The 14161-nt window shown below is 68.4% G+C and carries 12 protein-coding genes; 8 read left to right on the top strand and 4 right to left on the bottom strand.

The features are described 5' to 3' along the window. Positions 1–2 precede the first annotated feature (2 nt). The gene (locus ABT313_RS28770) at positions 3–1541 is read left to right on the top strand and encodes an N-acyl-D-amino-acid deacylase family protein (RefSeq protein ID WP_350860300.1); all 1539 of its coding nucleotides are present in this window, start codon (positions 3–5) and stop codon (positions 1539–1541) included. Here ABT313_RS28770 and ABT313_RS28765 read toward each other — a convergent pair. Next, positions 1531–1785 carry a hypothetical protein gene (locus tag ABT313_RS28765; RefSeq protein WP_350860298.1) on the bottom strand — a complete coding sequence of 85 codons (255 nt, stop codon included), beginning with the start codon at positions 1783–1785 and terminating at the stop codon, positions 1531–1533. The two genes, ABT313_RS28770 and ABT313_RS28765, sit on opposite strands and share 11 nt — an antisense overlap. Before the next feature lie 125 nt (positions 1786–1910). Between ABT313_RS28765 and dapF the strand changes: the two genes are divergently transcribed. After that, positions 1911–2753: a diaminopimelate epimerase gene (dapF, locus tag ABT313_RS28760; RefSeq protein ID WP_350860296.1), complete on the top strand. Its 843-nt coding sequence runs from the start codon at positions 1911–1913 to the stop codon at positions 2751–2753. Positions 2754–2837: 84 nt separating this feature from the next. Next, positions 2838–4319 (top strand): GTPase HflX, encoded by a 1482-nt coding sequence (gene hflX, locus ABT313_RS28755; RefSeq protein WP_350860294.1) that lies wholly within the window; start codon positions 2838–2840, stop codon positions 4317–4319. Positions 4320–4367: 48 nt separating this feature from the next. Here hflX and ABT313_RS28750 read toward each other — a convergent pair whose 3' ends face one another. Further along, positions 4368–6746 carry an immune inhibitor A domain-containing protein gene (locus tag ABT313_RS28750; protein ID WP_350860293.1) on the bottom strand — a complete coding sequence of 793 codons (2379 nt, stop codon included), beginning with the start codon at positions 6744–6746 and terminating at the stop codon, positions 4368–4370. Between the two features lie 196 nt (positions 6747–6942). Here ABT313_RS28750 and macS point away from each other — a divergent pair, with 196 nt between their 5' ends. From macS to ABT313_RS28735, 3 genes are all read left to right on the top strand, one after another. Continuing rightward, positions 6943–8058 (top strand): MacS family sensor histidine kinase, encoded by a 1116-nt coding sequence (gene macS, locus ABT313_RS28745; RefSeq protein WP_350860291.1) that lies wholly within the window; start codon positions 6943–6945, stop codon positions 8056–8058. After that, positions 8055–8687, top strand: a complete 633-nt coding sequence (locus tag ABT313_RS28740) for a response regulator (RefSeq protein ID WP_350860289.1) — start codon at positions 8055–8057, stop codon at positions 8685–8687. Before macS ends, ABT313_RS28740 begins: the two co-directional genes overlap by 4 nt. Positions 8688–9113: 426 nt before the next feature. After that, a complete protein-coding gene (locus tag ABT313_RS28735; protein WP_350860287.1) occupies positions 9114–9278 on the top strand; it encodes a hypothetical protein in 165 nt (54 codons plus the stop codon). Between the two features lie 422 nt (positions 9279–9700). Here the strand turns inward: ABT313_RS28735 and ABT313_RS28730 are convergent, their stop codons facing one another. Continuing rightward, positions 9701–10396 (bottom strand): hypothetical protein, encoded by a 696-nt coding sequence (locus tag ABT313_RS28730; RefSeq protein WP_350860285.1) that lies wholly within the window; start codon positions 10394–10396, stop codon positions 9701–9703. A gap of 223 nt (positions 10397–10619) precedes the next feature. Here ABT313_RS28730 and ABT313_RS28725 point away from each other — a divergent pair, with 223 nt between their 5' ends. Next, positions 10620–11204: a dihydrofolate reductase family protein gene (locus ABT313_RS28725; RefSeq protein ID WP_350860283.1), complete on the top strand. Its 585-nt coding sequence runs from the start codon at positions 10620–10622 to the stop codon at positions 11202–11204. 69 nt (positions 11205–11273) lie between these two features. Here ABT313_RS28725 and ABT313_RS28720 read toward each other — a convergent pair whose 3' ends face one another. Further along, positions 11274–11531, bottom strand: a complete 258-nt coding sequence (locus tag ABT313_RS28720) for a hypothetical protein (RefSeq protein ID WP_350860281.1) — start codon at positions 11529–11531, stop codon at positions 11274–11276. Between the two features lie 300 nt (positions 11532–11831). On the opposite strand from ABT313_RS28720, the gene secD reads away from it, so the two are divergent. Beyond that, entirely contained in the window at positions 11832–14132 is a 2301-nt protein-coding gene (gene secD / locus ABT313_RS28715) for a protein translocase subunit SecD (protein ID WP_350860279.1), read from the top strand. Positions 14133–14161: the final 29 nt, after the last annotated feature.

The following is a 14161-nucleotide window of genomic DNA, read 5'->3' as shown; positions in this document are numbered from 1 at the left end:
GGATGCGGGTGGCACTGACCGGCGGCCTCGTTGCCGACGGCACCGGCACGGACCCGGTGCCCGGGACCGTGCTGATCGACGGCGATCGCATCACCGCGGTACTGCCACCCGGTCCGATGCCGTCCGGGGCAGAGGTCATCGATGCCACAGGCAACATTGTCGCACCGGGGTTCGTCGATCTTCACTCACATGCGGATTTCAGTCTGCGCACAAGTCCGGCCGCCGAGTCGCAACTCGCGCAGGGCGTGACGACGCTGGTCGCGGGCAACTGCGGCTGGTCCCCGTTCCCGATCACCGACCTCGAAACCCTCCGGGCGGGTACGGCGTTCCTCGCGCCGTTGCACGACTGGTCCTGGACCGATCTCGCCGGCTTCGGTGCAACCCTGGAATCCGCGGTGAACCTGGCTCTCCAGGTCGGTCACTGCACGCTGCGGATCGCGGTGATGGGGAACGCGCGGCGGGCGCCGTCGCCGGCGGAGCTGCGGCAGATGCAGGATCTGCTCCGGGCGGCCGCCGACCAAGGCGCGGTCGGGTTCTCGACCGGGCTGATCTATGCGCCTGGCGCCTACGCTTCGCCGGAAGAGGTGGCCGCGCTCGTCGCCACCGCCGCTGAGTGCGACTTGCTGTACTCGACCCACATCCGCAACGAAGGCTCCGGCCTGCTCGCGGCGCTGGACGAGGCGATCTCCGCGGCCCGTGCCGGGGGAGCGCGCCTCGAGATCTCCCACCTGAAGGCAGTCGGCAAGGCCAACCACGGACTGGTCTCCGCGGCGCTCGAGCGCCTGGAACAGGCCGACGATCTGGACATCGGCTGGGACGCCTACCCGTACACAGCGACCAGCACCACGCTCACCACCCGCCTGCCCACCTGGGCCTTGGCCGACGGCGCGCTGCTCGACCGCCTGGCGGATCCGACCGAACGCAAGCGGATCGCCGAGGCACTCCGCTCCGACAACCTCCTGTCACCGGACTCGGTCGTCATCGCCTCGCTCCCACCTGGTCCGTACGAGGACAGCCGCGGCCTCAGCCTCACCGAGATCGCCCGGCGCGACGGGGTAGATGCCGCCGAGATCGTCCTGCGCATCCTCGAGAACCATCAGGCCGCGGTCAGCGTCGTCAACCACGCCATGAGCGAGGACGACGTCATCACGGTCCTGGAGCACCCACGCACAGCGATCGCCAGCGACGGCTGGATCATGGACGCGACCGGTCCCGGCCACCCCCATCCCCGCAACTTCGGCACCTTCCCCCGAGTCCTGGGCCACTACAGCCGAGACCTCGGCCTGATGTCCCTGTCGGAGGCCATCCGCCGAATGACCTCCCTCCCCGCCTCCCGCCTGGGCCTCACCGACCGCGGCGTCATCAGGCCGGGCGCGATCGCCGACCTGGTGGTCCTCGATCCCAGGGCGATCGCCGACAAATCGACGTACGACGACCCCTGGCAGCTGTCTGTCGGCGTCCAGCACGTCCTGGTCGCCGGCCAACCAGCCCTCTCGGACGGCAGACCTACCGGGAGCTTCGCGGGCCGCGTTATCGCTTGAACCGCTTCGGTTCCTGCGGCAACGGAGCAGGGGCGGGCGGCTCTTCATCGACCTCGACCTCCAGCCAGCCGCCGTATTCACCCAACAGCTGGTCCAGCGCTCCCCGATCCACGTCCTGGAGCTCGAGAACCCACGGATGGTCCTCGTCGTCGTCCTCCCCGTGGAACCGCCCACGCCGAACGTCCCCACCCAGCCGCGAGGCCACCGCGGCGGCGTCCTCCCGCTCCCAGAAGTAGGCGATCATGCCCACACGGTACGGCGCGGACGCCCACCACTCACCAACGGCGCCGCAGGCTGACTGCTTAGCGTGTGGTGCCCGCTCGGCGGATGCTTGGTGAGTGGTGGAGGTCCGCGCCGTACGCTGCTCCCATGAGCACGTTTCCCTGGTTGAAGGGTCATGGCACGGAGAACGACTTCGTGATCCTGCCCGATCCCGACGGTTCCCTGCACGGTGAGCTGGGTGCGGACCTGGTGCGGTTCCTGTGCGACCGCCACGCCGGCCTCGGCGCGGACGGCGTACTGCGGGTGATCCGGGGCGACAAGCAGGCGTACGTCGAGGACGGCGGCGACTGGTTCATGGACTACCGGAATGCGGACGGCTCGATCGCGGAAATGTGCGGGAACGGCGTCCGCGTCTTCGTGAAGTACCTCGCGGACGCCGGGCTGATCGACGACAAGCCCGTCCGCGTCGGCACCCGCGCCGGGATCAAGGCGGTCTCCCAGAACGACGACGGCACGCTCACCGTCGACATGGGCGAGCCGACGCTACCCGGTCCGGCCGGAATCGTGGTCGAGGCCAACGGTCACCAGTGGCCGGCCGTTCACGTCGACATGGGCAATCCGCACGCCGTCGCGTTCGTCGACAACCTGGACGAGCCCGGCAACCTCTGCGACCAGCCGACCTGGTCACCCGACGGTGCATTCCCGCACGGCGTCAACGTCGAGTTCGTCGTACGCCGCGACGCCCACGACGTGCAGATGCGCGTCCACGAGCGCGGTTCGGGGGAGACCCGGTCCTGCGGGACCGGCACCTGCGCGGTGACCGTGGCCGCGGCGCGGCAGGCCCGCGACGAGCTGCCGGTCACCTACCGCGTCGGCGTACCAGGCGGTGAAGTGAGCGTGACGTGGCGTGCGGACAACCACCTGGAACTGACCGGACCGGCCGTTCTGCACGCCCGCGGGGAGTTCGACCGCTCGTGGCTTCCGGTCTAGCGCGGGAATCCTGCTCGCGCGTGGGGCGTTGACGTAGGTAAACGGGTCGCCTGTACTGGAGGCCCGTGCCACCATGGAAGGTATATGACGACCCATTCACATGCATACGACGAGACCACCGACGTCGAACTTGACCTCATCGAGGGCGAGGACTCCGGCGATTCGTTGACGGGTCACGATGAGTATGACCACGAGCTGAGCACCGAGGGCCTCGACCTGGAGGAGCGCCAAGCGCTTCGCCGCGTGGTCGGGATGTCCACCGAGCTGACCGACATCAGCGAGGTCGAGTACCGCAAGCTGCTGCTCGAGCGGGTGCTGCTGGTCGGCGTCTGGACCGAGGGCAGCGCCGACGACGCGGAGAACTCGCTGGCCGAGCTGAAGCTGCTGGCCGAGACCGCCGGTTCCGAGGTGCTGGACGGCGTGATCCAGCGGCGGAAGAAGCCGGATCCCGCGACGTTCATCGGCTCCGGCAAGGTGGCCGACCTGCGCAACCTGGTCGCGTCGCTCGGCGCGGACACGGTGATCGCCGACGGTGAGCTGGCCCCTGCGCAGCTGCGCAACCTGGAGGACAAGCTCAAGGTCAAGGTGGTCGACCGGACGGCGCTGATCCTGGACATCTTCGCCCAGCACGCGAAGAGCAAGGAAGGCAAGGCCCAGGTCGAGCTGGCGCAGCTGCAGTACATGAAGCAGCGCCTGCGTGGTTGGGGTGGCAACCTGTCCCGCCAGGCCGGTGGACGCGTCGGCGCGGCCGGTGGCGGTATCGGTGGCCGTGGTCCCGGTGAGACCAAGATCGAGACCGACCGGCGCCGGATCAACACCAAGATCGCCAAGCTGCGCCGCGAGCTGAAGAGCCTCAAGGGCAAGCGTTCGACCTTGCGCCAGGAGCGGCACCGCAACCTGGTCCCGTCGGTCGCGATCGCCGGGTACACCAACGCCGGCAAGTCCTCGCTGCTGAACAAGATCACCGGCGCGGGCGTGCTGGTCGAGGACGCGCTGTTCGCGACCCTGGACCCGACCACCCGCCGGACGACGGCCGCGGACGGGCGCGTGTACACGCTGACCGACACCGTCGGGTTCGTCCGGCACCTGCCGCACGACATCGTCGAGGCGTTCCGCTCGACGCTGGAGGAGGTCGCGGACGCGGACCTGCTGCTGCACGTGGTCGACGGTTCGCACCCCGACCCGATGGCGCAGATCCAGGCCGTGCGCGAGGTGCTGGCCGAGATCAACGCGCTCGGCGTACCGGAGATCATCGTCATCAACAAGGCCGACCTGGCCGACCCGATGACGCTGGCGCCGATCCTGCACCGTGAGCCGCACGCGATCGTCGTGTCGGCCCGCACCGGTGAAGGCATCGACAAGCTCCGCGAGCTGATCGAAGGCGGCCTGCCGCAGCCGCACGTCGCACTCGACGTCCTGCTGCCGTACGACCGCGGTGACCTGGTCTCCCGGATCCACTCCGAGGGCTCGGTCGAGCAACTCGAGCACACCGCCGACGGCACGCGGGTCACGGCCCGGGTCCATCCGGCGCTGGCCGGCGACCTGACGCCGTACCAGACGGCCTAACGCGTAGAAGAGCCCCCGAGGTCGGTTGACCTCGGGGGCTCTTCTCGTTCACTTACGCTTCGAGACCTGGACCTTCATCGAGGTGCCGGTCTTGGAAATGACCTTGATGTTGACCCCGTTGTTCGGGACCTTGACGCTGCTCGTCGGCTGGTCCGCGGTCCAGTACGACTTGCTGTCGTTGAACGTCGGAACGGCGTTCTGACCACGGATGTAGCTGGCCTGCCCGTTGACGTGCAGGCTGAACGAGTCCGCCTTCTCCAGGCTGAACGGAGCGTCGTACGCCGCCACCCGCGGGCGCCAGATCTGTCCGTCGAGCCGGTTGATCGGCACCGGATGCGAGTCGATCGGAAGGATCAGGCCCTCACCCGGGTGCTCGTTGGTGTTGTTGTCCTCCTGCGACGTGTCCCAGTACCAGATCAGCAGACCGTCCTGGTACGGGAAGTGCTCGACCTTGTCGCCGAGCGTGCTGGCCCACCCGAAGTTGTACGGGCCGGTCTGCAGGTTCTTGTCGTAGTCGACGTAGTTGATGTTCGACGCCAGGTAGTAGTTGTCGTGCTGGGTGGTGAAGGACGGACCCGCCGAAGCGAAGCCGTTCAGCGTCCAGCCGTCCGGCGACGTCTCCGCACCGGAGGCGACCACCGTGGTGGAGCCCGAGGTCACCTTGATGTCGTCGGCGAAGAACCCGATCCCGCCGGCCGCCGGGTCGGTGGCGTAGCGGAACTGCAGCGTGATCGTCTTGCCGGCGTACGCCGACAGGTCGAAGGTCGCCGGCACCCAGCCGTTGCTGGTCCCGTCGATACCGTTGCCTTCGGCATCCTTCGTGATACTGCCCTTGATCGTCTTGAACCCGCTGCCGTCGTTGACGTCGACGTAGGCGTAGTCACACGGGTCCGGACCGCAGTCCTCGATGTCCCAGTTGGCCTGGAAAGTCAGGCTCGCGGGCTGACCGGCCGGGAGTGTGACCTGCCGGCTCATCGTGTGGGTGAAGTTGTTGCCCTGTCCGCTCCACCAGTCCTTGGTCCCGACGGGCGGCTGGACGAGTTGGTGCTCGACCTGCTTCTTCGGCAGTGTCACCACCAGCCCCTGGGCCTTCTTCGAGTTGTACTCGTGCGGGCCGAGGTCGACGGTCCGGTTCTGGCCGGCGTTGACGATCTCGTAGTCCAGCCAGCCGAGCTGCAGCTTGTCCCACGCGTTGAAGTCGGCCGCCTGCTCGCCGATACCGCCGTCGGTGGGCTTGCTGACGCGGCTCTGGGACATGATCGTCCACCAGTTCACGCCGTTCTCGACCGCTGCGCCGGAGGTGTCGTACTCGTCTGGCAGACCGAGGTCGTGACCGTACTCGTGCGCGAAGACGCTGATGCCGCCGTTCTCCGGCTGGATCGTGTAGTCACCGACGTAGACGCCGGTGTCGCCGATCTGGGCGCCGCCGCGGTTCGGCTGGTTCACCGGACCACCGGGGAAGCCCGCGTACCAGCGGTGCGACCAGATCGCGTCCTCGCCCTGCCACGGGTCGCCGTCGGCCTGGTCGCCGCCGGCGTGCACGATCTGGAAGTGGTCGATGTAGCCGTCCGGCTCGTTGAAGTTGCCGTCACCGTCGTAGTCGTAGCGGTCCCACTGGTCGAACGTCTTCAGGTCCGCGGTGATCTGCGCCTTGGTCCGGCCCTTGGCCTCCTGGTCGGTGACCCACTGGTTGACCGCGTCCTGGATCAGGTTCCAGGTGTTGTTGCAGACGTTCCCGGCGCACGGGTAGCCGTTCGAGCGGCCGTACCGCGCCTCGTTGTACTTCACCTTCACCCAGTCGGTGACCTCGCCGGAGACCGAGTACCGGCCGGACGACTGCTTCTCGTAGTACTTCTTCACCGAGTTGCCGTTGCCGAAGTACAGGTCCTGGAAGTGCTTCTGGGTGTAGTCGGCCTGCCAGACGGTCGAGTTGTCGACCGAGCGGTCCGGTGCCGGGATCTGGTTGTGCAGCGGGCCGTCGAAGCGCGCCGGGCCCGGGACGGCCGGTGCCGTGTCCTGGTCCGGGTACCTCGGGTCGCGCTCGTTGCCGAACTCCGCGAGTACGACGAAGATCCGGTCGGTCTTCTCCCGGCTGAGCTCGACGTACTGGTCGACCTTGCCCTTGGCGTTCTTGGTGCCCTTGGCGCCGGCGGCCTTGGTACCGACCTTGACGACAGTGCTGCCGTTGCGTTGCTCGGGCTTGGCCTGTCCGTTGATGACCTGGGTCAGGGCTTCCTGCCGCAGCTCGCGACGCTTGTCCTCCTGCGGGCTGGACAGTTCGTCCGGCCCCGGCGCGGCCTCGCTGGCGATCGGCGCCGACCCTTGCTTGGGCGGTGTGGCGGCGTTGGTTGCCGAGGCGGCGGCCAAGCCGAGCCCGGTCGTCGCCGCCAGAGCCAGGCTGAACAGCCCGGCGGGTAGCTTGCGCACGATTCCCCTCCGTGTCTTGGTAACGCAGTGTGATCGAAGCTCCCCCGAGCGTGTTTTGCGCGAGAGTACGGGGAAAATCCGCTCAGCTGAAGGAGAAACTGAGGAAAAGCTGTGAAGGTGCGGGGAAACCTGCACCTTTCGGTTTGAGTAGTAGGGCTCACGCCGCGCGGTCGCGGTCCTTGGCAGACTGTGACGCGTGGAGCGCGAGACGGTCGACCTGCTGCAGCCGCTGTGGCGTGCGCTGGTGGTGTTCCGCGTCATCACCTGGGGCTTCGCCTGCCTCGGCGTGTGGACCCGCTGGGACGGCATCGCGCGGCCGTCTGGTGCGCTGCTCCAGCTGGCCGTGATGGGAATCTGGACGCTGATCTCCTCGCTCGGCTACAGCCGGCGCTGGGGCCGCCGCAACACCCGGCTCGCCTTTGCGGACCTGGTCGTCACGGTCGGCTGCATGTACGCGACCCTGTGGGCGCAGCCGCTGATCGACATCCGCGGGGGAGCGTCCGTGCTGACCTCGCTCTGGGTGGCCGGCCCGGTCCTGGCGCTGGCAATCTCCCGCGGCCGCGACGGCGGTCTGCTGGGCGCGGCGACGATCAGCCTCGCGCTGCTGTCCCTCCGCGGCGTCGACAACGCGTCGAAGATCCTCAGTAACGTCCAGCTGCTGCTGGTGGCCGGACTGGTCGTCGGGTACGCCGCCTCGACCATGCGGCGGGCGGGTGAACGGCTCCGGTCGGCGATCGCGGCGGAGAGCGCTACCGCCGAGCGTTTGCGGCTGAGTCGGTCCATCCACGACGGCGTACTGCAGGTGCTGGCGCAGGTCCAGCGCCGCGGTACGGCGATCGGCGGCGACGCGCTGGAGTTGGCTCACCTCGCGGCCGAGCAAGAAGTTGCCCTCCGCACCTTGATGTCTACACGTCCGGCCGTTGCCGATGGAGATCGCGTTGATCTGTGCGGGTTGTTGTTGCCGCTGGCCACGACGCGGGTAGATGTCGTCGTACCAGCCGCGCAAGTACTGTTGCCGGCAGCCACAGCCGGCGAACTGGTTGCTGCGGTCAAGGAAGCGCTGAGCAACGTGTCCAAGCACGCCGGCCCCGACGCCCGCAGCTGGGTTGCCGTGGAGGACCTCGGCGAGGAGGTAGTCGTGTCGATCCGTGACGACGGAGTCGGTACGACGCCTGCCCGGCTCGAGCAGGCCCGCGTCGACGGGCATCTCGGCGTCAGCCAGTCGATCCGCGGACGGATCGCCGATCTGGGCGGCACCGTCACCGTCCGCACCGCCCCCGGTGAGGGGACCGAATGGGAGCTGAAGGTATGACACGGGTGATGATCGTCGACGACCATCCCATGTGGCGCGAAGGCGTCGCCCGGGACCTGGGAAGTCGCGGGTACGACGTCTGCGCGACCGCGTCGGATGTTGCGAGCGCGGTGAAGATTGCGCTGGCGACCCGTCCGGATGTGGTGGTGATGGATCTGCAGCTGGGCTCCGGGTCAGGCGTGGACGCGACGCGTGAGATCACTACGGCCTTGCCTGATACGCGCGTGTTGGTGCTGTCGGCGAGCGCGGAGCAGGACGACGTACTCGCGGCTGTGAAGAACGGGGCGTCGGGGTATTTGGTGAAGTCCGCGTCGCTCGACGAGTTCGACGACGCAGTACGGCGTACTGCCGAAGGGGACGCGATCTTCAGCGCCGGCCTGGCCGGGCTGTTGCTGGGCGAGTATCGCCGCTTGGGTGCGACCGGGCCCGAGGTCCCGCAACTCACCGACCGCGAAACCGAAGTCCTCCGCCTGGTAGCCCGCGGCCTCACCGCCAAACAGATCGCCACCCGCCTGGTCCTCTCGCACCGCACCGTCGAGAACCACGTCCAAAACACCCTCCGCAAACTCCAACTCCACAACCGAGCCGAACTCGTCCGCTACGCCATAGAACACGGCCTCGACAGCTAGCCCAGGCGCCTGGCGAAGTCCGTCCCACGCGTGCCGCGCAGCCACTTCCTTCGCCGCCGCACTCCTCAGCGCATCCGCTCCGCACGCTCCCACCCGCCCCGGCTCATCGCCGTACTTCCCGGTTATCGCCGGGTGTTCCAGCTGCCGCCGTACTGGCCGGCTATCGCCGGGTGTGCTGCTGGGGAGTGGGGTTCGTCCCCACGCGTGCTGCGCAGCCGCTTCCTTCGTCGCTGCGCTCCTCAGCGCGTCCGCTCCGCACGCTCCCACCCGCCCCCGGCTCATCGCCGTACTTGCCGGCTATCGCCGGGTGCTCCGGCTGCCGCCGTACTGCCGGCTGCCGCGGGCTCCTCCCGCTGTCGCTGGTGTGGCGGGCTGCCGGCCGCGGTCGACTTCGGCGGGGTCTGGGCGTGGCGGCGTGATCCGACGGTGCTGCTAGGGGAGTGGCCGTACCGCGCGTGCTGCCGGATGTTGCGACTGCCGCCCGCAGCCGACGGCGCGGCGGGCCTGGCGGCGATGAGCCAGGCCGGCCCTGGGCTGATCGCCGTACTTGCCGGCTGTCGCTGGATGCTGCGGGCTGCCGCCCACGGCTAACGCCTTATTTCGCGGCTACCGGCGGAGCTTCCCGCTGTCGCCGGAACTTCCTGCTATCGGTGGATGCTGCTGCCCGCGGTCGGCGGTGGGCTGGCATGGCGGGGTGAGCCAATTGTGCTGCTCGGGGGTGGCCAGTACGGCGCGTGCTGCCGCCGGATGTTGCAGCTGCCGCCAGCGACGGCGAGGCGGGCCTGGCGGCGTGAGCCAGGTGTGCGCCGGCGATAGCCGTACTTGGCGGCTATCGCCGGATCTTTCCGGCTCTCGCCGTACTGCGGGCTGTCGCCGGGTGTGTTGTCTGCTGGCGCCCGCGGGTCGGCTGCGAGCGGGGGTGCGCGTGGCGGCGAGGAGGTGGTGCTGGGGGAGTGGGGCAGCGAAACCCGTGCTCGCGGCCGCCTTCTTCGTCACCGCGCCGGCGTGCTTCGTCAGTTGTTGGTCGGAGTAGGTGGCGCCGTCGCCGCGACCCCGTCCTCCGTAGCTGCAGCACCCCGCGCGGCCCGCAGTACGCCGACGACCGCGCCGATCAACCACAACCCGAACGCAACAGACGCTATCCCTCCACTCCAGAACCCAGACAGACACAACACAACAACCACCCACGAAGCCCACATCGCCCACGCCGGCAACACACCGGCTTGCCGGGCGATCCGAGTCGTAACGGCAATCACCACACCGCCACCGATCAACCCAGTAAGCGCCAGCACCTGGCCCGCCATCCCAAGCGCCCGCACAGTATTCGGATCAGGCGTGAACTCCGCCGACCACGCCGCGAACGCGCTAGACACATCAAGCGAAACACCCGTAACCATCAGCCCACCGAACATCGCCACCGCCGGCACGATCACATGCGCCAGCGGATCCCCGCCCGACAGCCGATCCAGCACCCGCCGCAGCCCAGCAGCGAACCACAGCAGCAACGCAACCCCCGCAGCAAGCACCGGCGGCGCGAAGCCGGCAGCGGCCTGCCGCGTGTCGTCGTTCAACCGAGCGATGATGTCCGCGTCCGACATGCTCGGGTCGTCAACGCCGACCAAGTACCCCAACGCCACCGCACCAGCAAGCAGTACGAGCGAACCAACCCCCGCCCACCCCGCGCGCCGCAGCGCCCGTGACTCGTCCATCCCGCCTCCCCGTCGAGGCCCGGCTGCAGGCACCGACGTCCGCCTTACGCCACGAAGTACCCCCGGTCCGAGTCTGCACCCGAGCCCGACCACCAACAACAACGGGCCATCAACAACGGGCCGTCAAAACCTGTCGGACTCAATGTCGGATCGAGCGCAACGGGTTCGTGGTAGATGTGAAAGGCCGCCGACAACGGCGCCCACCGAACTCCAGGAGAGCACAATGAGCGCCACCTTCACCTTCGACATCTTCTCCAGCTTCGACGGTTACGGCTCCCCCACCGGCACGTTCGGCGGCTACTGGGGCAAGCAAGGGCCGGAGTTCCTCGCGCACCGTCTCGAGCAGTTCGGCGAGAAGCAGCGGATGGTCCTCGGTGCCAACACCTACCGGCTGATGGCGTCGATGCTGGCCTCGCACCCGGCAGGAGCCGAGGTGCACGACTCCTGGGTCAGCCGGATGACGAGCCTGCCGACGACCGTGGTGTCGAACAGCCTCCAAGGACCGCTCGACTGGCCGGATGCGACCGTTCTGAGCGGCGATCCGATCGAGGCCGTCGCGCGTCTGAAGGAGGAGTCGGACCTGCCGCTGCGTTCCCACGGCAGCCTGACGCTGAACCGGGCACTGCTCGCCGCCGGCCTGGTCGACCGTGTCCAGGTGACGATCTTCCCGGTGATCAACAGCCGCGGCCAGAGCGCAGAGGACCGGATCTTCGACGGCACCGGCGACTTCGATCTGGAGCTGATCGAGAGCAACACCCTCGACGGTCACACGCAGGAACTGATCTACCGCCCCACCCCGCACAACTGAGAAGCGGGTGGCATCCCACCTCCGAGAGGGGATGCCACCCGCCATGTCACAGTGGCCTACTCGGCCAACTCATTCCTCCCACTGGAACTGCCAGCCCGGAGCGCAGGGCCACTCCGGTGCGCAGGTCGAGTTCGGATCGTGGTACCAGACGTCGGACACGGCGTACCCGTAGTGCCGGTACATGTTCTGCTTCTGGATGCATTCGTCCTGGGTCGCGCAGGTGACGGTGTGGACGGCCTCGGTCTGCGCCTGAGCCACCGTCGCCCCACCGGCGACGACAGCCACCGCGGCCGCGCCCATCGCAACCATTCGCCCGATCGATCTCATCAAGCATCCGCCTTTCGGGTTGATATAGATCGTTGCCCAATGCAACTCTCCGTCACGCTAGTACCGCTTTCGGCAGCCGGGCAATCGATTCGATCCCAACCGAATCCCGTTTGCGAAACGGATGCCCTGGGCAACGATGACCCGGAGGTCTCGCCGCGGGGACGGCCGCACCCGCGACCCGGTCGCTTGTGCATTTGTTCGTTCGTGGCTTGAATGGCTTCGTACACTGTGCGTCCACGCTCGCGTGGGTGCTCTCTGTCACGACATCCGCACCGCGGGTGCCCACCTCCGGAGGCTTCGGTGAACCGGTCGTCCCTTGTCCGCGTAGTCCTCGCGTTCCTGGTCCTGGCGGCGTCGACGTACGTCACGCTGACCGCGAAACCACAGCTCGGTCTCGACCTGCGCGGCGGGACGCAGATCGTGCTCGAGGCCAAGGACTCCCCGACCGTGAAGGCGACCAGGGAGACCACCGACAAGGCCACCCAGGTGCTGCACCGGCGGATCGACGCGCTCGGGGTCAGCGAGCCGAACGTGACCCGCCAGGGCGAGAACCGGATCATCGTCGAGCTGCCCGGCGTGCAGGATCCGCGCGAGGCGGCGAAGGTGATCGGCAAGACCGCGCAGCTCACCTTCCATGAGGTCCTCGACCAGGTCGCGGAGAAGCCGGCGAAGCCCGCGGCCGGCGACCTCTACCTGCCCAGCGAGAGCGGTCAGGGCTTCCTGAAGCTCGCCAAACCTGCAATGACCGGCGAGCTGGTCAGCGGCGCGGAGGGCCGGCTGGATCCGCAGCAGGTCGCGCAGGGCTGGTTCGTCGAGATGAACTTCAAGGGCGACGGCGGCAAGATCTGGTCGAACATCACCGGCAAGGCCGCCTGCAACCCGGTCAACACCCCGCCGCGGCTGATCGCGATCGTGCTGGACAACGAGATCATCAGCTCGCCGCAGGTCGACCCGAACGGCGGCAACCAGCTCTGCAACATCGGCATCACCGGCGGTACCACGACGATCTCCGGCGCCTTCACCGAAGAAGAGGCGAAGGACCTCGCCGCGCTGATCTCCGGCGGCGCGCTGCCCGTGCCGGTGCAGGTGATCGACCAGCGGACGGTCGGCCCCTCGCTCGGCCAGGACGCGATCCAGGCCAGCGCCCTCGCCGCGATCATCGGCCTCGCGCTGACCGCGCTGTTCATCATCGTGGTCTACCGCCTCGTCGGCCTGATGGCAGTCCTCGGCCTCCTCGGGTACGCCGCGATGTCGTACGCCGCCCTGACCGCGCTCGGCGCGACCCTGACTCTGCCCGGCCTGGCCGGGTTCGTGCTGGCGATCGGTATGGCGGTCGACGCGAACGTCCTGGTCTTCGAACGCGCCCGCGAGGACTACACAGCCGGCCGCACGGACGGACTCCGAAGATCACTCCGCAGCGGCTTCCAGAACGCCCTGTCCGCGATCGCCGACTCCAACATCACCACGCTCCTTGCCGCTGGTCTGCTCTTCTTCCTGGCCGCTGGCCCGGTCCGCGGCTTCGGCGTCACGCTGTCGATCGGTGTCCTGGCCTCGATGCTGTCCGCGCTGGTCGTCACCAGGGTCTTCGCGGAGTTCGCCGTATCGCGTGGCTTCGTCCTGCGCCGCCCCGCCCTCAGCGGCATCGCCGGTCACGGCCGGGTCCGCACCTGGCTGGAGTCGAAGCAGCCGGCGCTGATGAAGCACAGCCGCCGCTGGCTGGTGATCACAGCCGTCGCCATCATCGTGAGCGTGGCCGGCGTCGCCGTACGCGGCCTGAACCTCGGCATCGAGTTCACCGGCGGCCGGCTGATCGAGGTCAGTACGACGCAACCCGTCACTCCCGACCAGGCGCGTGCCGCCGTCGGCGAGGCCGGGTACCCGACCGCGGTCGTCCAGGCGTCCGGGACCGACGACATCACCGTCCGCACCGGGACTATCAGCGACGACGAAGCCGAGAAGATCAAGGAGTCGATCGGGCGCATCGGCGGCGGCGCGGAGGTGCTCCGCAACGAGAGCATCGGCCCGTCGCTCGGTGAGGAGCTGCGCAACAAGGGCCTGATCGCGCTCGGCATCGCCCTGCTCGCCCAACTGGCGTACCTGGCCGCACGCTTCCGCTCGACCTTCGGCGCCGGCGCAGTGCTCGCGCTGGTGCAGAACGTCGCGGTGGTCGTCGGCGTCTTCGCCTGGACCGGGAAGCCGATCGACGGCATCTTCCTCGCCGCGATCCTGACGATCATCGGCTACACGGTGAACGACTCGGTCGTCGTCTTCGACCGCATCCGCGAGACCCGCAGTGCCCGCGCGACCGACAACCTCGGCAAGGTCATCGACACCGCGATCATCAACGTCCTGCCGAGGACGATCAACACCGGAATCTCCACACTGTTCATCCTCAGCGCACTGCTGTTCCTGGGCGGTGACTCGCTGGCCGACTTCGCCCTCGCGCTGCTGCTCGGCATCCTGGTCGGCACCTACTCCTCGAACCTCACCGCAGCGCCCCTGCTGCTCGAGCTCGAGCGCCGCTACCCGGCCCCGCCACCGCGTCCCAAGCGTCCCCAGGTCGACCGCGACGCCCAGCCCGATCGCGGCGCCGTCGTCTGAGCCGACGTACTGGCAGGGTTATCCACACC

Source organism: Kribbella sp. NPDC000426 (genome assembly GCF_040300265.1).
GTDB lineage: Bacteria > Actinomycetota > Actinomycetes > Propionibacteriales > Kribbellaceae > Kribbella.
This window is presented reverse-complemented; position numbering and strand designations above follow the sequence as displayed.

Bases quoted from the DNA above. Each gene is read 5' to 3' on its own strand.
- ABT313_RS28770 (WP_350860300.1), top strand. From the start codon at position 3: ATGCGGGTGGCACTGACCGGCGGCCTCGTTGCCGACGGCACCGGCACG.
- ABT313_RS28765 (WP_350860298.1), bottom strand. From the start codon at position 1,785: ATGATCGCCTACTTCTGGGAGCGGGAGGACGCCGCCGCGGTGGCCTCG.
- dapF (WP_350860296.1), top strand. From the start codon at position 1,911: ATGAGCACGTTTCCCTGGTTGAAGGGTCATGGCACGGAGAACGACTTC.
- hflX (WP_350860294.1), top strand. From the start codon at position 2,838: ATGACGACCCATTCACATGCATACGACGAGACCACCGACGTCGAACTT.
- ABT313_RS28740 (WP_350860289.1), top strand. From the start codon at position 8,055: ATGACACGGGTGATGATCGTCGACGACCATCCCATGTGGCGCGAAGGC.
- ABT313_RS28730 (WP_350860285.1), bottom strand. From the start codon at position 10,396: ATGGACGAGTCACGGGCGCTGCGGCGCGCGGGGTGGGCGGGGGTTGGT.
- ABT313_RS28725 (WP_350860283.1), top strand. From the start codon at position 10,620: ATGAGCGCCACCTTCACCTTCGACATCTTCTCCAGCTTCGACGGTTAC.
- ABT313_RS28720 (WP_350860281.1), bottom strand. From the start codon at position 11,531: ATGAGATCGATCGGGCGAATGGTTGCGATGGGCGCGGCCGCGGTGGCT.